This window comes from Streptomyces smyrnaeus (genome assembly GCF_017676345.1).
Classification (GTDB): domain Bacteria; phylum Actinomycetota; class Actinomycetes; order Streptomycetales; family Streptomycetaceae; genus Streptomyces; species Streptomyces smyrnaeus.
The window spans coordinates 1-20,346 of sequence record NZ_JAFFZM010000014.1 but is presented as its reverse complement, the minus strand read 5'-3'; the positions used below and the strand labels follow the sequence as shown (position 1 = coordinate 20,346).

The window sequence follows — 20,346 nt, the reverse complement described above, 5'->3', positions numbered from 1 at the left end:
CGTGCGGCTGTCCGCCCCCGGCCCGCCGGGCGGACAGCCGGGCGCAGTACGATACGTGCGCGCGCGAGTGCCGGAATTGGTAGACGGGACGGCTTTAGGTGCCGGTGTCTTCGGACGTGGGGGTTCGAGTCCCCCCTCGCGCACCGTGACGGGCGGAGCGCCCAGGCACCCCTCAGCGGACCAACTCCCGCACGGCGGGGACGAGGGCGCGGAACGCCTTGCCGCGGTGGCTGATGGCGTTCTTCTCCTGAGGGCTGAGCTCGGCACAGGTCCTGGTCTCGCCCTCCGGCTGCAGAATCGGGTCGTAGCCGAAGCCGCCCGCGCCCGCGGGGGCGTGCCGCAGGGTGCCGCGCAGCCGGCCGCTGACGACCCGTTCGGTGCCGTCGGGCAGCGCGAGGGCCGCGGCGCACTCGAAATGTGCCGCCCGGTGCGCGGCGTCGATGTCGGCGAGCTGGGCCAGCAGCAGCTCCAGGTTGGCGGCGTCGTCCCCGTGCCGGCCCGCCCAGCGGGCCGAGAAGATGCCGGGCGCTCCGCCGAGTACGTCCACACACAGTCCGGAGTCGTCCGCGACGGCGGGCAGCGAGGTGGCCTGCGCGAGGGCGTGCGCCTTGAGGAGGGCGTTCTCGGCGAACGTCACACCGGTCTCCTTGACGTCCGGCACCTCGGGGTAGGCGTCGGCGCCCACCAGGTCCAACTCGAGGCCCGCGTCGGCGAGGATCGCCTTCAGCTCGGTGACCTTGTGGGCGTTGCGGGTGGCGAGGATCAGCCGCTGGGTGCTCATGGCTCCCCAGTATCCCGTCCGGCGGCGGGCGGCGTGCGCCGGGCCCTCAGCCCGGGGTGCACACCTTCGTCAGCTCGTCCGCCGCGTCCACGACCGGCTGGGTGCGCGGCGTACGGCCCGCCTCCACATCGGAGCGGACGCTGTCGACCGCCTCGCGCAGCCGCGAGACGGACTTGCCGACATCGCCGTCGTCCGTCTCCTTGTCGATCTCGGTGAGGTTCTTGTCGATCCGGTCCAGGGCCTTGTCCGCCTGGGCCGGGTCCTCACCCGCGTCGGAGACGGCCTGCTGGAGGTCGTCCACGGACCGGGCGACGGTCGAGGCCGTTCCGGCGCAGTCCAGCGCCCTGTCCACTGCCGAACAGCTCAGCAGCAGGGGTGCGACGACCAGTGCGACGGCTGCTGTCGCGGTGACGGTCTTCCTCCGTGACACCTGCGCGTCCCCCTCCCCCTCCGACAACGACTGGTCGGGCCGCACGGTTCGACACGTGCGGCCCGCACCCGGTTAGACGCGTAAAGCGAGAGCAAAGTTCCCCCGGATGCCCGCCTTCCACGGTTTCCCGTCGCCGTCTCAGCGTCCCAGCGCCGTGCGCTGGTGGCCGTCGAGCTGCGCGCAGCCCGCGACCGCGAGATCGAGCAGCCCGTCGAGCTCCTCCCGGGCGAACGGCGCGCCCTCCGCCGTGCCCTGCACCTCGACGAACCGGCCGTCGCCCGTGCAGACCACGTTCATGTCCGTCTCGGCGCGGACGTCCTCCTCGTAGCGCAGATCGAGCAGCGGCACGCCGTCGACGATGCCGACGCTGACGGCGGAGACGGTGCCGGTCAGCGGCTGGGCCTTGGCCTTGACCAGCTTGCGGTCCTGCGCCCAGGCCACGGCGTCGGCCAGCGCGACGTACGCGCCGGTGATCGCCGCGGTGCGGGTGCCGCCGTCGGCCTGCAGCACATCGCAGTCGATCACGATGGTGTTCTCGCCCAGCGCCTTGGTGTCCACCACGGCGCGCAGCGAACGCCCGACGAGGCGGGAGATCTCATGGGTACGGCCGCCGATCCGGCCCCGCACGGATTCGCGGTCCCCGCGGGTGTTGGTGGCGCGCGGCAGCATGGCGTACTCCGCCGTGACCCATCCCTCCCCGCTGCCCTTGCGCCAGCGCGGCACGCCCTCGGTCAGGCTGGCGGTGCACAGCACCCGGGTGTCGCCGAAGGAGACGAGGACGGACCCCTCCGCGTGCTTGCTCCAACCGCGCTCGATGGTGACGGGTCGCAACTCCTCGGCCGTACGGCCGTCGATACGTGACATGCGTGCGAGCGTATCGGTGGCCGGGTGGCTCAGCCGAATGAGAGGGGGCTCCCTCTCTGCTTGCCGCAGTGCTGATGAGGGGGTGCCCCTTGCTGTGCGTTGCGGGCCGCGGGTGCGTTGTGCCTGTGGGGGCACCTCCCGGACGGAGTCTGGGGGAGCAGTTCCCCGCGCCCCTCACGGGGCGCGTCCCTACATCATGTCTTCGATCTCGGCGGCGATGGGGTCGGCGTCGGTGCCGATGACGACCTGGATCGCGGAGCCCATCTTGACGACGCCGTGCGCGCCGGCGGCCTTCAGCGCGGCCTCGTCGACGAGGGAGGCGTCGTTGACCTCGGTGCGCAGGCGGGTGATGCAGCCCTCGACCTCTTCGATGTTGTCGAGTCCGCCGAGTCCGGCGACGATCTTCTCAGCCTTGCTGGCCATGTCCTTGCCCCTCTCCCTGTGTTCCGGCCCGGTGGGCAGCGTGGTGCTTTGTCACGTTAACCCACGATCAGCCCAGCTATCCGAGCGCCGGTGCACTGTCTGGCGAATGATGACGGTGACGGTGACGGCGATTGCCGAGGCCGCCGCTAGTGGTCTACACCAGTATGCGTCAGGAGGAGGCTCGTGAGCGCCAACGCCGCAGCCGGGCCGGGGAGGAAGTGGAGCTCCGCCTTCTTCCAGGGCCTGCAGAAGATGGGCCGCAGCCTCCAGCTCCCCATCGCGGTGCTGCCCGCCGCCGGCATCCTCAACCGGCTCGGCCAGCCGGACATCTTCGGGGACGACGGGCTGGGCTGGACCGATGTGGCCAAGGTCTTCCAGGGCGCGGGCGGCGCCCTGCTGGATTCGGCGCTCGGGCTGCCGCTGCTGTTCTGCGTCGGCGTGGCCATCGGCATGGCCAAGAAGGCGGACGGCTCGACGGCGCTGGCCGCCGTCGCGGGCTTCCTCGTCTACTACAACATCCTCCAGCAGTTCCCCACCTGCCCGGCCGGCTCCCGGTACGACGCCGAGCAGGGCACCTGTCTGACCGGGGAGGGCACCGCCGCCGGCGCCGCCACCTTCCAGAACCCGGGGGTCTTCGGCGGCATCGTCGTCGGCCTGCTGGCGGCGTGGTTCTGGCAGCGCTTCCACCGGGTGAAGCTGGTGGACTGGCTCGGCTTCTTCAACGGCCGCCGCCTGGTGCCGATCATCATGGCCTTCGTCGCGCTGCTCTTCGCGGTGGTGTGCCAGTGGGTGTGGCCGCCGATCGGGGACGGGCTCACCAGCTTCTCGAAGTGGATGACGGACCTGGGCGCCTGGGGATCGGGCATCTTCGGGGTGGCCAACCGCGCCCTCATCCCGATCGGCATGCACCAGTTCCTGAACACCTTCATGTGGTTCCAGTTCGGCAGCTACAAGACGCCGGACGGCGAGGTCGTGCACGGCGACATCAACCGCTTCCTGGCCGGCGACCCGAGCGCGGGGCAGTTCCTGTCCGGCTTCTTCCCGATCATGATGTTCGCGCTGCCCGCCGCCGCGCTGGCCATCACGCACGCGGCCCGGCCCGAGCGGCGCAAGGTGGTCGGCGGCCTGATGCTCTCGACGGCGCTGACCTCGTTCGTCACGGGGGTGACCGAGCCGATCGAGTTCTCATTCCTGTTCGTCGCCCCGGCGCTGTACGTCATCCATGTACTGCTGACCGGCGTCTCGATGGCGGTGACATGGGCACTCGGTGTCCACGACGGCTTCAGCTTCTCCGCCGGGCTGATCGACTACGTCATCAACTGGAGCCTGGCCACCAAACCGTGGCTGATCATCCCGATCGGGCTGTGTTTCGCGGTGGTCTACTACGTGCTCTTCCGCGTCGTGATCAGCAAGTTCGATCTGAAGACCCCCGGGCGGGAGCCGGAAGAGGTCGCCGAGGAGATCGAGGACGAGGTGACGCGGTAGGACGGGCCGCCCGGCACCCGGCACCCGGCGTCGGCACCCCGTGCGGGGGCCGGGCGGCGCCCTGTGCGGAGCCGGGCGGCTGCGCCCCGCACAGGGTGGCGGACGTTACCCGGATCACTCGGAACAGGCCGTTCCGGTCGGTCCGGCACCCGTGTTACTAATGGTCTACACCACCAGAGTGGTGTAGACCACCGCGGGCTGCCCCTCCCTGTGCCGCGCCCGCTTCACCTGGAGGAACACCCCCATGAGCACGGACACCGCTGCTCCCGCGAAGAAGCGGGGCTCCGGACTGTTCCAAGGACTGCAGAAGGTCGGCCGCAGTCTGCAGCTGCCCATCGCCGTCCTGCCCGCGGCCGGCATCCTCAATCGGCTCGGCCAGCCCGACGTCTTCGGCGACGAGGGGCTGAAGTGGCACGACGTCGCCGCCGCGTTCGCCGGCGCGGGCGGTGCCATCTTCGACAACCTGCCGCTGCTGTTCTGCATCGGTGTGGCCATCGGCTTCGCCAAGAAGTCCGACGGCTCCACGGCGCTGGCCGCGCTCGTCGGCTTCCTCGTCTACAAGAACGTCCTGAAGGCGTTCCCGGTGCACGAGGCGGTGGTCAAGGCCGGCGAGGACACACCCGCCGTCTACAACGACCCCGGCGTGCTGGGCGGCGTGCTGATGGGGCTGATCGCCGCCGTCGTGTGGCAGCGCTTCCACCGCACCAAGCTGGTGGACTGGCTCGGCTTCTTCAACGGCCGCCGCCTGGTGCCGATCCTCATGGCCTTCGTCGGCCTGCTCGTCGGCGTGGCCTTCACCCTGGTCTGGGGCCCGATCGGCGATGCCATCACCTCGTTCGGCGAGTGGATGACGGGGCTGGGCGCCACCGGGGCCGGCATCTTCGGCCTGATCAACCGCGCGCTGATCCCCGTCGGCATGCACCAGTTCCTCAACACCGTGGCCTGGTTCCAGCTCGGCGACTTCAAGGACGCCTCGGGGGACGTCGTGCACGGCGACATCGCCCGGTTCTTCGCGGGCGACCCGAGCGCAGGCCAGTTCATGTCCGGCTTCTTCCCGATCATGATGTTCGGGCTGCCCGCCGCCGCGCTGGCCATCGCGCACTGCGCCAGGCCGCACCGCCGCAAGGCCGTGACGGGCATGATGGTCTCGCTGGCGCTGACCTCGTTCGTGACCGGCATCACCGAACCGATCGAGTTCACCTTCATGTTCATCGCACCGGTGCTGTACGTGGTGCACGCGGTGCTCACGGCCGTCTCGATGGCGGTGACCTGGATGCTCGGGGTGCACCACGGCTTCAGTTTCTCCGCCGGGTTCATCGACTACGCCATCAACTGGAGTCTGGCCGAGAAGCCCTGGATGATCGTCCCCATCGGACTGTGTTTCGCGGCGGTCTACTACGTGGCCTTCCGCTTCCTGATCGTGCGGCTGGACATCAAGACCCCGGGGCGGGAGCCGGACGAAGAGGTCGAGGATCTGACGAAGTAGCGCTGCTGAGCGGCGGCGTCGCGGCGCCGCCGCTCAGATCTCGTAGACCGCGCCGGGCCGGGCCATCTCCACCGGCCCGGCGAACACCGCTTTGGCGTCCCGCAGATTGATCTGCGGGTCCGTCCACGGCGGTACATGGGTGAGCACCAGGCGGGCGGCGCCGGCCCTGGCGGCGACCTCCCCGGCCTCCCTGCCGTTCAGATGGAGGCCGGGGATCTGCTCCTTGCCGTCCGTGAAGGACGCCTCGCACAGGAACAGATCGGCATCGCGCGCGGCCAGTTCCAGCTCCGCGCACGGACCGGTGTCACCCGAATACGTGAGGACCCGTCCGCTCTCCTTGTGCTCGACCCGGAACGCGTACGCCTCCACCGGATGGTCGACCAGCTCCGTACGCACCCGGAACGGGCCCGCCTCGAAGCTGCCGCCGGCGGTCAGGGTGCGGAAGGCGAAGACCTCGCTCATCGACGAGTCGGAGGGCGTGTCGGCGTAGGCCGTGGTGAGCCGCTGCTCGGTGCCGGGCGGGCCGTGGACCGGGATGGGGCTGCAACGGCCACCCTCGTGGCGGTAGTAGCGCGCGACGAAGTAGCCGCACATGTCGATGCAGTGGTCGGCGTGGAGGTGGCTGAGCGCGATCACGTCGAGGTCGTAGAGGCCGCAGTGACGCTGGAGCTCACCGAGCGCGCCGTTGCCCATGTCCAGGAGCAACCGGAAACCGTCGGCTTCGACGAGATAGCTCGAACAGGCCGATTCCGTGGACGGAAACGACCCGGAACAGCCGACGACGGTGAGCTTCATGGAGTGGGAACCTCCGTTGACGGCCTGCGGGAGAAGTCCCCATGTCGTTGACGAGGGGACTTCCGAGCGTAAGCCGCGCGGGTCGGGGTGACTCCTCGATGGGGCGGCGGTGTGGGCGGAATCACCAGCCCGGGGTAGCGTCGTTCCCCGGTGGACCCCGACGCAAACGCCGCACGGTGTTGCGGCAGACACCCGCACAGGCCGGAGTGTCCCGGCCGGAGCTTGGGGAAGAGATGGACACCTCGTGGTGGCTCGCCCTCGGCGGCGTCGTGCTGCTCGCCTTCGTGGCGGCGCTCGTCGACGGCCGGGGCCGACTGGGCCCCCCGCGACGCGCCCTGCGGGCCGCCTCAGCGGCGGACGAGGGGACGCCGCCGCCCCGGCCCGGAGAGATCTGGCGGGCGACGCTGCCGGACGGCGGCGAAGCGCTCTTCCTGGTGCTCGCGGTGTGGACGGACGGCGCCCGGCTCGCCCGGCTGACGCGCGAGCCTTCCGCGCTGCCCGTACTGGCCGCCGACGCCCCGGCCGGGCCCGCCTATCTGGAGCCCGACTCCCTCGCCGAGGCCGGTCTCGCCCGCCTCCGCGCCCGCTGCGGCGAAGTGGACCCCGCCACCTGGGAGGGAGTCTGCCGCACGCTGGGCTTGCGGTAATCCTCTTGGCGGCGCCCCGTCAGGGGCGCGGGGAACTGCGCGAGCGACCACCAAGCACCCGCAGACCGCATACCTCGGACAGGGGCGCCTCCTGCCCGGAGAAAAGCTAGGCCCAGAGCTGGCCCTGGACGGTCTCGATGGCGGCCTCGTCGGACTCGGCGGTGTACAGGCCCGTCGACAGGTACTTCCAGCCGCCGTCGGCGACGAGGAAGACGACATCGGCGCTCTCACCCGCGCGGAGCGCCTTGCGGCCCACCCCGATCGCGGCGTGCAGCGCGGCACCCGTGGAGACGCCCGCGAAGATGCCCTCCTGTGCGAGCAGTTCCCGGGTGCGGGTGACCGCGTCCGCCGAGCCGACCGAGAAGCGGGTGGTGAGCACGGACTCGTCGTACAGCTCCGGCACGAAGCCCTCGTCCAGGTTGCGCAGCCCGTACACCAGGTCGTCGTAGCGCGGCTCGGCGGCGACGATCTGGATGTCCGGACGGTGCTCGCGCAGATAGCGGCCCGCCCCCATCAGCGTGCCGGTGGTGCCCAGCCCCGCGACGAAATGGGTGACCGACGGCAGGTCGGCGAGGATCTCGGGGCCCGTGGTGGCGTAGTGCGCACCCGCGTTGTCCGGGTTGCCGTACTGGTAGAGCATCACCCAGTCCGGATGCTCGGCCGCCAGCTCCTTGGCCACCCGTACCGCGGTGTTGGAGCCGCCGGCCGCGGGGGACGAGATGATCTCCGCGCCCCACATGGCCAGCAGCTGGCGGCGCTCCTCGCTGGTGTTCTCCGGCATGACGCAGACGATGCGGTAGCCCTTGAGCCTGGCCGCCATCGCCAGCGAGATGCCGGTGTTTCCCGAGGTCGGCTCCAGGATGGTGCAGCCGGGGCGCAACCGGCCGTCCTTCTCCGCCTGTTCGACCATGTGCAGGGCCGGGCGGTCCTTGACGGAGCCGGTCGGGTTGCGGTCCTCCAGCTTCGCCCAGATGCGCACGTCCTCGGAGGGCGAGAGCTTCGGAAGCCGTACGAGGGGCGTGTTGCCGACCGCGTCGAGCGGGGAGTCGTAGCGCATCAGCGCGTTCCCGCCCGACGGGGCTCCGCCCCGGCGCCGCCGGCTACGGCGGGCAGGATCGTGATGCTGTCGCCGTCGCCGACCTTGGTGGAGATGCCGTCCAGGAAGCGCACGTCCTCGTCGTTGAGGTAGACGTTCACGAAGCGGCGCAGCTCACCGCCGTCCACCAGGCGGTCCTGGATGCCGGTGTGGCGGCTCTCCAGGTCGGCGAAGAGCTCACCGATGGTGCTGCCCGTGCCCTCGACCGCCTTCTGGCCGTCGGTGTAGGTGCGAAGGATGGTCGGAATGCGGACCTCGATGGCCATGAGAGTGCTCCTGTCGGAGAGGGAGAGTGCGGCTGTGGCTGTGCTGTGGACAGGCGGACGCGCGGACGCCCCGCGGTGCGGGGCGAAAGACGGGGACGGACGGGCTCGGCGGCCTCCCGGCCGGGCGGCCCCCACAGGGACGGCGCCCGTCAGGCCTGCCGACAGATCGCGCTGGCGAGGCGGCACAGGTCGACGTGCAGGCGCGCCACGAGCAGCATGCCCGGGGTCTTCTCGAATGCGCTCACGTCGTGGACAACCATGGGCTCATCGTAACGATTCCCGACGGCGGAATCGGATGTGCGTTTCATGATGCGGACCGATTCGTCTCACGGACACCGGACAGCGCCTCCCGGCCGCCCGCTGTCCCAGCTCTGCGCTCAGTAGCTCTCGACGACCTCGACCTCTTCCTCGGTCACCTCGCCGTCCACGATGCGGAACGAGCGGAAGGAGAAGGGCCCCTCGTCGTTGCCGCACTCGGCGGTGGAGACGAGGACGTAGTGGGCGCCGGGCTCGTTGGCGTAGGAGATGTCCGTACGGGAGGGGTAGGCCTCGGTGGCCGTGTGCGAGTGGTAGATCACGACCGGCTCCTCGTCCCGGTCGTCCATCTCGCGGTAGAGCTTGAGCAGGTCGGTCGAGTCGAACTCGTAGAAGGTCGGCGAGCGCGCCGCGTTCAGCATCGGGATGAAGCGCTCGGGACGGCCCTCGCCGACCGGCCCCGCGATCACGCCGCACGCCTCGTCGGGGTGGTCCGCACGGGCGTGGGCGACGATCCGGTCGTGCAGCTCCTGTGTGATGGTCAGCATGGGGGCAAGGATATGAGTGCCTCGGGGCCGGGGCGGGGGTGCCCCTTTCCACCCGTCGCGGTCTGCACGTGCGTTGTCGCTGGTCGCGCAGTTCCCCGCGCCCCTTCGGGGCGCGGGGGACGATCAGCGCTGCTTGGCGAAGACATGCGGGGTGCGCGCCTTGACCACGAAGTAGGCGACCGTCAGCAGCGCCGCCCAGATCGGCGCCGCGTAGAGCGAGACCCGGGCGTCCTTGTCGAAGCCCATCAGCACGATCACCAGGAAGATGAAGGCCAGGGCCGCGATGCCGGTCCAGGGCGCGCCGGGCATCCGGAACTCCGAGCGCGGCAGCTCGCCGCGGTCGGCCTTGGCCCGGTAGCGCAGCTGCGAGAAGAGAATCATGATCCAGGCCCACATGCCGGAGATGGTCGCGAAGGACACGACGTAGTCGAAGGCCTTGGACGGCCACTCGTAGTTGATCCATACGCCGACCATCATCAGCGCGGCCGAGACCGTGGTGCCGAGGAACGGCAGCCCGGCCTTGGACAGCCTGGTGAACAGCCTCGGGCCCTGTCCGTTGAGCGCGAGGTCACGCAGCATCCGGCCGGTGGAGTACATGCCGGAGTTGCAGGAGGAGAGCGCCGCGGTCAGCACCACGAAGTTGACGATGCCCGCGCCCGCCGGCAGCCCGATCTTCCGGAAGGCCTCGACGAACGGGCTGGTGCCCGGCTCGAACGCGGTCCAGGAGACGACCGAGAGGATGACGATCAGGGAGCCGATGTAGAAGAGCGCGATACGCCACGGCACCGTCTTGATCGCCCGCGGCAGGGCCTTGGCCGGGTTGGCCGCCTCTCCCGCGGTGACACCGACCAGCTCGACGGCGAGGAAGGAGAACATCACGATCTGCAGCGTCATCAGGGTGCCGCCGATGCCCTTGGGGAAGATCCCGCCGTGCTGGTAGAGATTGCCGACCGACGCGGTGTCGCCGGCCTGAGAGAAGCCCAGGGTGAGCACGCCGATGCCGATCAGGATCATGCCGACGATCGCGGTGACCTTGACCATCGAGAACCAGAACTCCAGCTCGCCGAAGAGCTTCACGGAGACCAGGTTGATGCCGTAGAGGGCGATGGTGAACACGAGCGCGGAGATCCACGGTGCGACGTTCCACCAGTAGTTCACATATGTCGCGGCCGCCGTGACCTCGGTGATGCCGGTGACGACCCAGAAGAGCCAGTACGTCCAGCCCGTGACGAAGCCCCAGTACGGCCCGAGCAGCTCCCGCGCGTACTCGGAGAACGAGCCGGAGACCGGGCGGTACATCAGCAGCTCGCCCAGCGCACGCATGATCAGGTAGATGACGGCGCCCGCGACGAGGTACGCCAGGATGATGCTGGGGCCGGCCTTGTGGATGGACTTGCCGGCGCCGAGGAAGAGTCCGGTCCCGATGGCGCCGCCGATGGCGATCATCTGGATCTGACGGCCGCCGAGCCCCCGCTGATAGCCCTCGGAGGAGCCGCTGTCCTCGACCGCGTCGAGGAGGACACCCGTCGCGCTGCTGTCCACCCCGGTGCCGGGCACCGGGTCCGGTACCGGGTCGTGGTCTTCGACCTCGGAGGTCATGTGGTGCGCCTTTCTCCATACCGATCCGGCCTCTTCCGGATCGGGTCCCGATCCCCCCGGCTGGAGTTGTGCGTGCCGACGGTCGGCCGGCGGTGCACCGCTGGGCGGGCAGGGGTGGTGCCCGGCTCAACAGCGGATCCGTGCAGGTGTACCACGCAGAGGCGTTCATGACGCACCGCGCCGGTGAGGGACATAAGGGATGAAGAAGGGCGCCTCGTCAGGAAAATCCGCCCTCATGACGGGTTCGTTAGTCGGTTTTTACCGTCCGATTGACGAACCTGGGCATCGATCACCGCGACACCCGATCACCGAGGCGCCGATCGCCGGGCCGAGCCGCGGCGGCGTCAGGGCATCAGCGTCTCGACCAAGGTCTCCTGGAGGCCGCCCAGCCACAGATAGGCCATCACCATCGGCTTGCGCTCGTCGGAGTCGGGCAGCTGGTAGAGCTCGTCGTCGCTGTCGTCGCTCACCTGGAGGCGGGTGCCGATGGCCAGCCGCAGATCGTTGAGGGCGCCCAGCCACTGCTGGGACTCCTGCGGGGTGAGGGTGAGCACGGCTCCCCGCTCCCCCGGGGTCAGCGCGTCCAGCGTGCGCACCACGGCCAGCCCGTCCTCCCGCTTGCGGGCCCGCAGGTCGTTCTCCGTGTAGCGGCGGAACTCGGCGGAGGCCGCCCGGTCCCGCTTGGCGCGTGCGGCCTCCTCGCTGTCCGGCGGCTGCCCCTCGGGGGGTGCGGCGCCGGGCCCGGGGCCGTAGGCGTCGGGGAAGAGCCGGGCCAGCGCGGGGTCGGCGGGCGGCTCGCTGGGGCCGTCGGCGAACGGCGGCCAGGAGACGGCCTCGATGCCCGCCAGCTCGTCGTCCACGCTGTTGCCGCCGCCCTCCCCGCCGGACCCGGCGTCGTGCGGCGGGCGGGGCTGGTCGGCGGGTTCGTTCCCGGGGCCGATCAGCTCCAGCAGCTGCACCACCAGGCTGCGCAAGATCGAGATCTCCACCTCGTCCAGCGCGATGGCGGCGCCACCGTCCTCGGTCGGCTCGAAGTGCCCTGCCATCAGCGGTCCTGGGTGAGCGTGGCCCACAGGCCGTAGCTGTGCATGGCCTGCACGTCGCGCTCCATCTCCTCGCGGGTACCGCTGGAGACGATGGCGCGCCCCTTGTGGTGGACGTCGAGCATCAGCTTCTTCGCCTTCTCCTTCGAATAGCCGAAGTACGCCTGGAACACGTACGTCACATAGCTCATGAGGTTGACCGGGTCGTTGTGCACGACGGTCACCCAGGGCACATCCGGCTCAGGAACCTCCACGGGCTCCTCGGTGGTCTCCGGGCGCTCGATCTCCGTTGGGGTGGCGACACTCACAGGTCCCATGCTGCCACCCGGCACCCCGGCCCGCCCAAACAGCACCTCCCTTCACCGTATATCGTCAAGCTGACGAGATCCGGGGTAGGCTCGAAAACGACCGACCCGAACACACGAGGTGAGGCAGCAGTGCTGGATTCCCCAGGGGGGCAGCCCCCGAAAGACTCCCGGCAGGAACACGCCCGGCGGATGGAGACGGGACTGCCGGTGGCCGTACCCTCCACGGCGCTCTTCACCGACCAGTACGAGCTGACCATGCTCCAGGCCGCGCTGCGGGCCGGGACCGCCGAGCGCCGCTCCGTCTTCGAGGTCTTCACCCGCCGGCTCCCCGAGGGCCGCCGCTACGGCGTCGTGGCGGGCACCGGGCGGGTGCTGGACGCGGTGGAGAACTTCCGCTTCGACGACCAGCTGCTCGACTTCCTGCGGGAGACCGGGGTGGTCGACGAGCCGACCCTCCGTTGGCTGGCCGACTACCGCTTCACGGGCGACATCGTCGGCTATCCGGAGGGCGAGGTGTACTTCCCCGGCTCGCCCATCCTGCGGGTGGAGGGCACCTTCGCCGAGTGCGTGCTGCTGGAGACGGTGATCCTCTCCATCCTCAACCACGACTCCGCCGTGGCGGCCGCCGCCTCCCGGATGGCCGTCGCCGCCGCCGACCGGCCGCTGATCGAGATGGGCGCCCGCCGCACCCATGAGCTCGGCGCCGTCGCCGCCGCCCGCGCCGCCTATGTGGGCGGCTTCGACACCACCTCCGACCTGGCCGCCGGCTTCCGCTACGGCATCCCCACCGTCGGCACCAGCGCCCACGCCTTCACTCTGCTGCACGACACCGAACGGGACGCTTTCACCGCGCAGGTCGAGTCGCTGGGCAGCGGTACGACGCTGCTGGTGGACACCTACGACGTGGCCGAGGCCGTCCGTACGGCCGTGGAGGTCGCCGGCCCCGGTCTCGGCGCCGTCCGGATCGACTCCGGGGACCTGCTGCTGGTGGCCCACCGGGTGCGCCAGCAGCTCGACGAGCTGGGTGCGGACCGCACCCGGATCGTGGTCACCAGCGACCTGGACGAGTACGCCATCGCCTCGCTGGCCGCGGCGCCCGTGGACGCGTACGGCGTCGGCACCCAGCTGGTCACCGGCAGCGGCCATCCGACCTGCTCGATGGTCTACAAGCTGGTCGCCCGCGCCGACTCCACCGAGCCGGGCGCCGCGCTGAGCCCGGTCGCCAAGCGCTCGACCGGCGGCAAGACCTCCATCGGCGGTGCCAAGTGGGCGGCCCGGCCGCTGGACGCGGACGGGGTGGCCGAGGCGGAGATCGTGGGCACCGGCGAGGTACCGCCCGAGCTGGCCGACCATCTCCTTCAGGTGAAGCTGGTCGACAAGGGCACCGTCGTCGGCCGCGAGCCCCTGGACGCCGCCCGCGAACGCCACCGCGCGGCCCGCGCCCGGCTCCCGCTGTCGGCGACCCAGCTCTCCCGCGGCGAGCCGGTGCTGCCGGTCGAGCACGTGTAACCCCCGGTACGGGTGGGGGCCGCATACCGGCGCCCACCCACTGCCGCGGGGCCCCTCGAGTGTCTAGGCTCGGAGGTGACGGGCGGCGGTCCCTGACGCCACACCGAAGACTTCCCAGGCCCCACCGAGGACTCCGGCGGTCGCCGGCCACGGTCCGTCCCACCCAGTCGACCCACCAGCCGAAAGGTGTGCACCATGCACCGGGCACTGATCGTCGTGGACGTGCAGAACGACTTCTGCGAAGGCGGCAGCCTCGCCGTCGCGGGCGGTGCCGACGTCGCCGCCGCCATCACCGACCTGGTCGGGGACGCCTCCGCCGGATACCGCCATGTCGTCGCGACCCGGGACACGCACATCGATCCCGGCGACCACTTCTCCGCCGACCCCGACTTCCGGCACTCCTGGCCCCCGCACTGCGTGGCCGGCACCGAGGGCGTCGGCTTCCACCCCAACTTCGCCCCCGCCGTCGCCTCGGGCTCGATCGAGGCGGTCTTCGACAAGGGCGCCCACACCGCCGCCTACAGCGGCTTCGAGGGCGCCGACGAGAACGGGGTCGCGCTGGCCGACTGGCTGCGCGAGCGGGACGTCACCGAGGTGGACGTCGTCGGTATCGCCACGGACCACTGCGTACGCGAGACGGCGCTGGACGCCGCCCGGGAGGGCTTCCGCACCCAGGTGCTGCTGGATCTGACCGCGGGTGTCGCCGATGAGAGCGTCCAGCAGGCACTGGACGCTCTGCGGGAGGCCGGAGTGGAGCTGACCGGCAAGCCGGTGGTCGCTTCCTCCTAGCGCCCCTTCCGCGCCCCGCCGGGCGGCGCGTGGTTCCCCGCGCCTCTTCGGGCGCGGGGCGGGTTCAGGCCGGGGTGACGCGCAGCAGGGCGGCGATGGGGCGCCAGGAGTTGCGGTCGTCGTCGGGCACGGCGCGCCACACCAGGCCCTCCGGGTGGTGCAGGACCGCCGTGACCTCGTCGGCCGTGGGCGGCTCGGCGTTGCCGCGCAAATAGATCGCACGCAGCCCGAGGTTCCGCAGCCTGGTCAGGGCGCGGGCCCGGTTGCGGGAGTGCACCAGCACCCGGACGCGTTGCTCCTCGCCGGGTCTGCGCGCCGTCGCCTCACGCACCGTGTGCGGTTCGTCCGCAAACGCCGACCAGCGCCGCGACGCCGGCAGCAGCCCGCCGCGGCCGCCGGACGCGGTCGCGGCGGAGCGACGCGTTCCGGCGCCGCTCCTGCTCCGCGTGCCCGGGGCAGCGGCGTCGGCGGCGCCGGCTGCGGCACCGTGCGGCTCGCGTGGCACCGGAAGCGTCAGCGCGACGATCACGCTGCCGTCCGGAAGCCTGACGAATCCGCCTCCTGACATGATCACCATCTCCCCCGTGAGACTCGTTCGGGTCGGTCGATACGGGGCCTCCAGGAGGTGGCCCCACCGTGCATCTAAACGCGATCGAGCGCCGACCGCCAGGGGGTAACGGATGATCATGTTTTGACCTGCAACGATGCAAACAAATTCATACCCAGGTTGCACAGTCATCGATCACCTGTACGCGGCAACCCGCTTGTGGATCTTCACGTCGCCTTCACTGTCCGTAGTTGTGGCATTCTGTGGGCCGTTTTAGGGGGTTTTACGTGGAATACCCCGGGTGGTTGAAGCGGCTACTACTTTCGGTGCCGCCATTGGGCCGACCGCTGGCAACAGCGGGAGTCACCACCGCCGGCTCGGGAAGCGGAATCCTCAACTCCCCATCAGATAGCGGGTGCGAACATCGGTACGGGGCATTGGCCGCCGCGCACGAGCCGCCCCTGCGCCGGGCGTCGGACACGGCCGGCACACGACTCGTACAAGGCCCCACCTCTGTCCGGCAGTTGGGACGGCCGAGGCCCTGTGCGCCAGTGCGCCCCCCGTGCAACTAAGGCGTGGGTCACCTCACGCTTGCCGTGCTTTCCGCCAGGGCATGCCGGACCGTAGAGTCGTTCGATGGCGCCCCGTTTGTAGCGAGGCAACGCGTAGCGCACAACGACCTGTTCACACGTTCAGACCGTGCCCACACCCCCGAGGACGGATCCGCCATGCCGCGTCCGAACCCCGCCCAACTCGTCTACGGCTCGGCCACCGTCATGTGTTCCACGCTCGCCATGCTGCTGATCTCCGGGGCCCGCTCAGGACCCTGGATCGCCCTGATCGCATTCGCAGCCCTCGTACTTGGCCTGCTGGTGGCACTGACCGTTCCCTCCGCCCGCTCAACGCGCGCAGGACGCCGGGCCGTCGGCAGCGTGATCGCCGCCGCCGGCAGCCCCCGCCCCGAAGCGCAGCCGGCCCCCGTACCCGCCCAGCACGCGGCCTCGGCGCCCGCAGCGACGGCGGGCCTGGGAGCCCGCCACTGACGCGAGAGACGCGCCCGCCCGGGCCCACGATGCCGGCCCTCCACCGGCCGCCGCGCCACGAGTTGGCTCCGCCGTGCCCGCTGCCGGCGCGCGGACCCACACGCGCCGCCGGGGCAGGCCATCAGTCCGCCGCGACCACCACCGTGCGGGCCGCCTTGTCGTGCAGGCACTGCTGATACGGCTTGTCCCAGGTGCAGAAGAGCACGTTCACCAGCCAGAACAGCGAGCCCACGCACGGCACCAGCGGGGGGATCTGGTAGACGGCCGCCCGCAGCCAGCCCGGCGGACCCGCCGGTACGGCACCGTTCTGCAACATGGCCACCCGGATGCGCATCAGCTTCTTGCCCACCGTCTGACCCGAGTTCGTCAGCATCAGCCCCTCGTAGAGGAAGTAGACCAGGGTGTAGCTGAGCTGCGGCCAGTAGCTGATACCGGTATCGGTCGAATAGCCCCCCTCGACCACCCCGGCGATGATGCCGATCGGAATGGCGATCAGCAGCGCGTCGATGATGCGCGCCAGCAGACGCTTGCCACGGGACGCCAACGGCGCCATGCCCGCGAGGGGGTCCGCGGCGCCCGCAGGACCGCCGTAGGGGTTGTCGTACGGACTTCCGTAGCCGCCGCCGTATCCACCGCCCGGGCCGCCCGCAGGACCGCCGCCCGTGGGAGGCGGCGGCGGATCCCCATACGGCATCCCCGGGCCGCCCGGTGGCGGAGACCCTCCGCCAGGCGGCTCCTGACCGGGCGCCTGCCCGCCCGCCCCGGGGCGCTGTGGTCCCTGCCCCGGACCCGGAGACCGCGGCTGCTCGGACTCCTGCGGCTCCTGCGGGTCCTGCCGCTTGCGGAACGGATCGTTCTCCGGCTGCTCCGTGCTCATGGCCCGAGTGCACAGCCCCCGCAGCCGCACCGCATCCGGGGCGGGCTGTTCGGGCGACGGAGCGCCGACGCGGGCCGCGCCCGCTGATTCGGGGCCGTCGGCTCCCGCCGGCGCGCCGGGGCGCGCCCGGCCTCAGGCTCCTTCGGCTGTCACGCCCCGAGCGTCACAGCCTGAGTTCGCCGTCGCCCGCGCTGCCCTTGGCCACGAACGTACCGGCCACCTTGTCGTGCCAGCACTGCCGCCACGGGCGGTCGAACAAGCACCACGCGGCATTGACCAGCCCGACCACCAGCAGCCCCAGCACCCCGTGCACCAGCCAGCGCGCGACCGCCCTGCCGAAGGTTGGCTTCTGATAGCCCTCGATGTTCAGCACCGAGAGCCCGAACAGCTTCTTGCCGAGCGTGCGGCCCCAGCGGGCCGTCGGCACCACCTCGTAGAGCAGCCCGAACAGCAGCAGCACGCCCACGACCACGGCCAGATAGCCGCCCGTGGTGCCGTCGATCAGCCACACCCGCTGAGTCCCGCCCGCCTGCTCGACCGCCTCGATCTTGGCGTCGATGTGGTCGACCGTCCTGCCGACGAACGGGTACGCCGCACCGGCAGCCACCCCCAGGGTGAGGACGAGGTCGACGAGCCGGGCGCCCAACCGCTTGCCCAGCGCCCCCGGCCGCGCCTCCTGGCGCGCGGCCCGCGCGAACGGGTCGTCGACGGGCGGGCGCCACGGGGTGACGGCGTCCGGGCCGCCGGTCTGCGGCTGGGCGGGCAGTCCCGCCGGGCCTGCGGGCTGCGACCAGGACGGTACGGCCGAGGCCTGCGGTCCGCCGCCCTGCTGCGGCGCCGGGCCCGCCACGGGCCCGGCCACCGGAGCGAGCCCGGCAGGCGGCCCCTGCTGTGCGGGCAGCTGTTGGGCGGGCAGCCCGGCCGGTCCCGCGTCGATCGCCGCCTGGGCCGGTCGGTCCGGCCCCGGCGCAGGCCGGGCCGCCTCCGGCCCCGGCGATGCCTGGCGGGGCACCAACTGCCCGACGCCCGCCGCGCCCCCGGGAGCCGGAGCCGCGGAGGGGCCGCCCTGCCCTTCGGGCGCCACGCCCACGGACGGATTCGACGCCCCGCCGGGCGCCTGGCCGGACGCTTGGCCCGGCACCTGCCGGGCCGGTGTCGCGGCGCCGCCCGCCGCGTCCGGGCGCGGACCCCCGGCCGACTGCTCGGGGACCGGCCGGGCCTGCTGGGTGCTGCCGGGGCCCTGCTCGGGCCGCTCGCCCTGTCCTCCCCCACCGGCGGCGCCGGAGGCCGGGGCCTGCTCCTGACGGGCGGCGGAACCGGCCGGCGTACTCCGCTCGGGGCCGCTGTCCGGTGCGGGCGACTGCGCCTGCGAGGGGACGCCGGTCCGCGGCGGCCGGTCACCGGTGCGGAGCACCTCGGAGCGGCGCAGGCCGACCGTCTTCTCGCGGCCGCCCTGACCCGGCAGTTCGGGCGCCGGCTCCGGACCACTCGCACCGCTCGCGGCGGCGGTCCGGCGCTCCGCCCGGCCGGACGCGCGGCCCTCGCTGCCCCAGTCGCCGCGCGGATCGGCCGCGGGCGGCCCGAAGCCGCCCCGCGGCGAGGCGGCGGGCTGGGGGCCCGGGACGGACGGCTGAACACCGGGAGCGGGGCGCTCGTCGCCGTCGCCGTCCGTGTCCAGGAAGACCGGGCCGGTCTCGTCCGAGGCCGAGCGCCGAGGGCTCGGCGGCCCCGCCGGGCCCTCCTGGTCGGCGGTGGCGGGAGGCGAGGGAGCCGTGGCGGGTGAGGACGCCACCGGCGGCGGCGCCGGCATGGGTTCACCCTCCCGTGGCTCCGGGCGACTGGTGCCGGGCACCCACGAAGAACCGTTCCAGTAACGGATGTATCCGGGGATGGACGGATCCGGATAGTACCCGGCACGGGGTGCCTCCCCATGAGTACCGGAGGGTCCCACAACCCCCAACTCCCCTCACGCACGACGCTCTTGATCAAGCCGCTGCTGCACGGCCCCGCGGCCCCGCCGCCCGTGGTGCGGCGGGGTCCTCCGCCTGTCCGAGAAGGACAGTAAGGAGGACAGTAACGAAGAAGACCGCGCGGGGAGGAAGCAGACGGCGGGTAAGCCCGCCTTCGAGCGACCCCGAAGGGCCCCGCCGCCCCTCACCCGACCAGGCGCGAACCGCCCCCGGACACCGGTCCGCCGACCGATCGGGCACACCGATCCGGCACCGATCGGGTGCCCCTCGCTGCGCGGTCTGCCAGCACCCACCGAACAAATCCCCGGGCCGGGAAGCGAGAAACTTCCCCGAACCCGTGTAAGAAACCGCGCCCTGCGCCCTCTCTTCCTGTGCGGGTCCCTCCCAGCGGCCCGCACAGGGGAACAGGGGACACAGGAAAGGGCGCACCGTATGCACACCGTGGTCGAACACGAAGTGGAGATGAGGCTCGTCCTCTCGCCGGAACGCAGCGTGGCCGTACCCGCACGCTTCAGCTACCGCACGGACGATCCGTACGCCGTCCACATGACCTTCCACATCTACTCGGAGAAGCCCGTCGACTGGACGTTCGCCCGCGAACTGCTGGTGAAGGGGGTGACTCAGCCGTCCGGCGACGGCGACGTACGGGTGTGGCCCACGTGCGTCGCGGGCCGCAAGATGCTGTGCCTGGCCCTCAGTTCGCCGAACGGCGACGCGCTGCTGGAGACTCCGTCCGACGTGGTGGCGGCCTGGCTGGAGCGGACGCTGCACGCGGTGCCGCAGGGGAGCGAGTCGGAAGCGCTCGGGCTTGACGAGCAGTTGATCGAACTGCTGGAACGGTGAACGGCGGCCACCCGCCGTTCACCCGCTTCGAGGGCCGGGCCGCCGCCCGGCCCTCAGAAGACCTTTCCGGGATTCAGGATGCCGTTCGGGTCGAAGGCTGTCTTGATGGCCCGGTGGAGATCGAGACCGACCTCGCCCAACTCCTGGGCGAGCCAGTCCTTCTTCAGCACGCCGACCCCGTGCTCACCGGTGATCGTTCCGCCCAGCTTCAGACCGAGCTCCATGATCTCGTCGAAGGAACGGCGGGCACGACGGCACTCCTCCTCGTCGGTGGCGTCGAAACAGACGGTCGGGTGCGTGTTGCCGTCCCCCGCGTGGGCGCAGACACCGATCGTCAGCCCGTACCGTTCGGCGATCTCGGCCGTGCCCTCCAGCATGTCCGCAAGCCGGCTGCGCGGTACGCACACATCGTCGATCATCGTGGTGCCCTTGACCGCCTCCAGCGCCGTGAGCGCCGCGCGTCGGCCGTTGAGCAGCAGTTCCGACTCGGCCGCGTCCTCGGCGGGCACCACCTCGCTCGCACCCGCCGCCGCGCACAGTTCACCCACCGCACGCAGCTGCGGTGCCGGGTCGGGAGTGTCGAAAGCCGCGAGCAGCAGCGCCTCAGTGGTCTCGGGCAGGCCCATCTTCGTCATCTCGTTGACCGCCCGCAGCGTCGTGCGGTCCATCAGCTCCAGCAGCGACGGCGTATGACCCGCCTCCATGATCCGGCACACCGCGTCGCAGGCCGCAGCCGCCGACG

The 20,346-nt window shown here is 71.4% G+C and carries 23 protein-coding genes and 1 tRNA gene; 8 read left to right on the top strand and 16 right to left on the bottom strand.

The genetic code is table 11. From position 1 onward, the window contains the following. Window positions 1-61 precede the first annotated feature (61 nt). Window positions 62-143 (top strand) — tRNA-Leu (locus JW613_RS22270). A 29-nt stretch (window positions 144-172) separates the two neighbouring features. Here JW613_RS22270 and rdgB read toward each other — a convergent pair. From rdgB to JW613_RS22250, 4 genes are all read right to left on the bottom strand, one after another. Then, entirely contained in the window at window positions 173-781 is a 609-nt protein-coding gene (gene rdgB / locus JW613_RS22265) for an RdgB/HAM1 family non-canonical purine NTP pyrophosphatase (RefSeq protein ID WP_209212624.1), read from the bottom strand. Window positions 782-827: 46 nt separating this feature from the next. Further along, window positions 828-1,211 (bottom strand): hypothetical protein, encoded by a 384-nt coding sequence (locus JW613_RS22260; protein ID WP_209212623.1) that lies wholly within the window; start codon window positions 1,209-1,211, stop codon window positions 828-830. Between the two features lie 138 nt (window positions 1,212-1,349). Further along, window positions 1,350-2,075, bottom strand: coding sequence for a ribonuclease PH (gene rph, locus JW613_RS22255; protein WP_209212620.1), 726 nt, complete (start codon window positions 2,073-2,075; stop codon window positions 1,350-1,352). Window positions 2,076-2,264: 189 nt separating this feature from the next. Next, entirely contained in the window at window positions 2,265-2,498 is a 234-nt protein-coding gene (locus tag JW613_RS22250; RefSeq protein WP_099881286.1) for a PTS sugar transporter subunit IIB, read from the bottom strand. A 183-nt stretch (window positions 2,499-2,681) separates the two neighbouring features. On the opposite strand from JW613_RS22250, the gene JW613_RS22245 reads away from it, so the two are divergent. Both JW613_RS22245 and JW613_RS22240 read left to right on the top strand, forming a co-directional pair. Next, window positions 2,682-3,983 (top strand): PTS transporter subunit EIIC, encoded by a 1,302-nt coding sequence (locus JW613_RS22245; protein WP_209212619.1) that lies wholly within the window; start codon window positions 2,682-2,684, stop codon window positions 3,981-3,983. 244 nt (window positions 3,984-4,227) lie between these two features. Beyond that, the gene (locus tag JW613_RS22240) at window positions 4,228-5,469 is read left to right on the top strand and encodes a PTS transporter subunit EIIC (RefSeq protein ID WP_209212618.1); all 1,242 of its coding nucleotides are present in this window, start codon (window positions 4,228-4,230) and stop codon (window positions 5,467-5,469) included. Window positions 5,470-5,502: 33 nt separating this feature from the next. Here the strand turns inward: JW613_RS22240 and JW613_RS22235 are convergent, their stop codons facing one another. Beyond that, window positions 5,503-6,264 (bottom strand): MBL fold metallo-hydrolase, encoded by a 762-nt coding sequence (locus JW613_RS22235; RefSeq protein WP_099881292.1) that lies wholly within the window; start codon window positions 6,262-6,264, stop codon window positions 5,503-5,505. A gap of 233 nt (window positions 6,265-6,497) precedes the next feature. Between JW613_RS22235 and JW613_RS22230 the strand changes: the two genes are divergently transcribed. Further along, window positions 6,498-6,911, top strand: a complete 414-nt coding sequence (locus tag JW613_RS22230) for a type II toxin-antitoxin system PemK/MazF family toxin (RefSeq protein WP_209212617.1) — start codon at window positions 6,498-6,500, stop codon at window positions 6,909-6,911. A 106-nt stretch (window positions 6,912-7,017) separates the two neighbouring features. Here JW613_RS22230 and JW613_RS22225 read toward each other — a convergent pair whose 3' ends face one another. The 7 genes from JW613_RS22225 to clpS all read right to left on the bottom strand — a co-directional run bounded on the left by JW613_RS22225 (window position 7,018) and on the right by clpS (window position 12,035). Further along, complete coding sequence (locus JW613_RS22225) at window positions 7,018-7,968, bottom strand: PLP-dependent cysteine synthase family protein (protein WP_209212616.1); 951 nt, start codon at window positions 7,966-7,968, stop codon at window positions 7,018-7,020. Further along, window positions 7,968-8,273 (bottom strand): MoaD/ThiS family protein, encoded by a 306-nt coding sequence (locus tag JW613_RS22220; RefSeq protein WP_209212615.1) that lies wholly within the window; start codon window positions 8,271-8,273, stop codon window positions 7,968-7,970. Before JW613_RS22220 ends, JW613_RS22225 begins: the two co-directional genes overlap by 1 nt. A gap of 149 nt (window positions 8,274-8,422) precedes the next feature. Continuing rightward, window positions 8,423-8,533 (bottom strand): putative leader peptide, encoded by a 111-nt coding sequence (locus JW613_RS36885; protein WP_355448502.1) that lies wholly within the window; start codon window positions 8,531-8,533, stop codon window positions 8,423-8,425. Window positions 8,534-8,650: 117 nt separating this feature from the next. Next, on the bottom strand, window positions 8,651-9,076 hold the full coding sequence (locus JW613_RS22215; RefSeq protein WP_099881302.1) for a M67 family metallopeptidase: 426 nt from the start codon (window positions 9,074-9,076) through the stop codon (window positions 8,651-8,653). A 123-nt stretch (window positions 9,077-9,199) separates the two neighbouring features. Then, a complete protein-coding gene (locus JW613_RS22210; protein ID WP_209212614.1) occupies window positions 9,200-10,675 on the bottom strand; it encodes an amino acid permease in 1,476 nt (491 codons plus the stop codon). Between the two features lie 344 nt (window positions 10,676-11,019). After that, window positions 11,020-11,721 (bottom strand): DUF2017 domain-containing protein, encoded by a 702-nt coding sequence (locus tag JW613_RS22205; RefSeq protein WP_209212613.1) that lies wholly within the window; start codon window positions 11,719-11,721, stop codon window positions 11,020-11,022. After that, window positions 11,721-12,035, bottom strand: a complete 315-nt coding sequence (gene clpS, locus JW613_RS22200) for an ATP-dependent Clp protease adapter ClpS (protein ID WP_099881308.1) — start codon at window positions 12,033-12,035, stop codon at window positions 11,721-11,723. The genes JW613_RS22205 and clpS overlap by 1 nt, the downstream gene beginning before the upstream one ends. Before the next feature lie 180 nt (window positions 12,036-12,215). On the opposite strand from clpS, the gene JW613_RS22195 reads away from it, so the two are divergent. Beyond that, complete coding sequence (locus tag JW613_RS22195; RefSeq protein ID WP_209212612.1) at window positions 12,216-13,535, top strand: nicotinate phosphoribosyltransferase; 1,320 nt, start codon at window positions 12,216-12,218, stop codon at window positions 13,533-13,535. A gap of 195 nt (window positions 13,536-13,730) precedes the next feature. Next, entirely contained in the window at window positions 13,731-14,324 is a 594-nt protein-coding gene (locus JW613_RS22190) for an isochorismatase family protein (protein WP_209212611.1), read from the top strand. A gap of 64 nt (window positions 14,325-14,388) precedes the next feature. Here JW613_RS22190 and JW613_RS35950 read toward each other — a convergent pair whose 3' ends face one another. Next, the gene (locus tag JW613_RS35950; RefSeq protein ID WP_307842319.1) at window positions 14,389-14,655 is read right to left on the bottom strand and encodes a hypothetical protein; all 267 of its coding nucleotides are present in this window, start codon (window positions 14,653-14,655) and stop codon (window positions 14,389-14,391) included. 944 nt (window positions 14,656-15,599) lie between these two features. On the opposite strand from JW613_RS35950, the gene JW613_RS22180 reads away from it, so the two are divergent. Next, a complete protein-coding gene (locus JW613_RS22180) occupies window positions 15,600-15,914 on the top strand; it encodes a hypothetical protein (RefSeq protein ID WP_209212609.1) in 315 nt (104 codons plus the stop codon). A gap of 121 nt (window positions 15,915-16,035) precedes the next feature. On the opposite strand, the gene JW613_RS22175 is transcribed toward JW613_RS22180, so the two are convergent. Beyond that, on the bottom strand, window positions 16,036-16,791 hold the full coding sequence (locus JW613_RS22175; RefSeq protein ID WP_209212608.1) for an RDD family protein: 756 nt from the start codon (window positions 16,789-16,791) through the stop codon (window positions 16,036-16,038). A 163-nt stretch (window positions 16,792-16,954) separates the two neighbouring features. Further along, on the bottom strand, window positions 16,955-18,742 hold the full coding sequence (locus JW613_RS22170) for an RDD family protein (RefSeq protein WP_209212607.1): 1,788 nt from the start codon (window positions 18,740-18,742) through the stop codon (window positions 16,955-16,957). A 451-nt stretch (window positions 18,743-19,193) separates the two neighbouring features. Between JW613_RS22170 and JW613_RS22165 the strand changes: the two genes are divergently transcribed. After that, window positions 19,194-19,604 (top strand): SsgA family sporulation/cell division regulator, encoded by a 411-nt coding sequence (locus tag JW613_RS22165; protein WP_209212606.1) that lies wholly within the window; start codon window positions 19,194-19,196, stop codon window positions 19,602-19,604. A 53-nt stretch (window positions 19,605-19,657) separates the two neighbouring features. Here the strand turns inward: JW613_RS22165 and JW613_RS22160 are convergent. Then, window positions 19,658-20,346 (bottom strand): FAD-linked oxidase C-terminal domain-containing protein (locus JW613_RS22160; RefSeq protein WP_280635215.1); only part of this gene is annotated, 689 nt, incomplete at its 5' end.

Coding starts and splice junctions, on each gene's coding strand:
- rdgB (WP_209212624.1), bottom strand. CDS start 781: ATGAGCACCCAGCGGCTGATCCTCGCCACCCGCAACGCCCACAAGGTC.
- rph (WP_209212620.1), bottom strand. CDS start 2,075: ATGTCACGTATCGACGGCCGTACGGCCGAGGAGTTGCGACCCGTCACC.
- JW613_RS22250 (WP_099881286.1), bottom strand. CDS start 2,498: ATGGCCAGCAAGGCTGAGAAGATCGTCGCCGGACTCGGCGGACTCGAC.
- JW613_RS22240 (WP_209212618.1), top strand. CDS start 4,228: ATGAGCACGGACACCGCTGCTCCCGCGAAGAAGCGGGGCTCCGGACTG.
- JW613_RS22235 (WP_099881292.1), bottom strand. CDS start 6,264: ATGAAGCTCACCGTCGTCGGCTGTTCCGGGTCGTTTCCGTCCACGGAA.
- JW613_RS22230 (WP_209212617.1), top strand. CDS start 6,498: ATGGACACCTCGTGGTGGCTCGCCCTCGGCGGCGTCGTGCTGCTCGCC.
- JW613_RS22225 (WP_209212616.1), bottom strand. CDS start 7,968: ATGCGCTACGACTCCCCGCTCGACGCGGTCGGCAACACGCCCCTCGTA.
- JW613_RS22220 (WP_209212615.1), bottom strand. CDS start 8,273: ATGGCCATCGAGGTCCGCATTCCGACCATCCTTCGCACCTACACCGAC.
- JW613_RS36885 (WP_355448502.1), bottom strand. CDS start 8,533: ATGGTTGTCCACGACGTGAGCGCATTCGAGAAGACCCCGGGCATGCTG.
- JW613_RS22215 (WP_099881302.1), bottom strand. CDS start 9,076: ATGCTGACCATCACACAGGAGCTGCACGACCGGATCGTCGCCCACGCC.
- JW613_RS22210 (WP_209212614.1), bottom strand. CDS start 10,675: ATGACCTCCGAGGTCGAAGACCACGACCCGGTACCGGACCCGGTGCCC.
- JW613_RS22205 (WP_209212613.1), bottom strand. CDS start 11,721: ATGGCAGGGCACTTCGAGCCGACCGAGGACGGTGGCGCCGCCATCGCG.
- clpS (WP_099881308.1), bottom strand. CDS start 12,035: ATGGGACCTGTGAGTGTCGCCACCCCAACGGAGATCGAGCGCCCGGAG.
- JW613_RS22195 (WP_209212612.1), top strand. CDS start 12,216: ATGGAGACGGGACTGCCGGTGGCCGTACCCTCCACGGCGCTCTTCACC.
- JW613_RS22190 (WP_209212611.1), top strand. CDS start 13,731: ATGCACCGGGCACTGATCGTCGTGGACGTGCAGAACGACTTCTGCGAA.
- JW613_RS22180 (WP_209212609.1), top strand. CDS start 15,600: ATGCCGCGTCCGAACCCCGCCCAACTCGTCTACGGCTCGGCCACCGTC.
- JW613_RS22175 (WP_209212608.1), bottom strand. CDS start 16,791: ATGAGCACGGAGCAGCCGGAGAACGATCCGTTCCGCAAGCGGCAGGAC.
- JW613_RS22165 (WP_209212606.1), top strand. CDS start 19,194: ATGCACACCGTGGTCGAACACGAAGTGGAGATGAGGCTCGTCCTCTCG.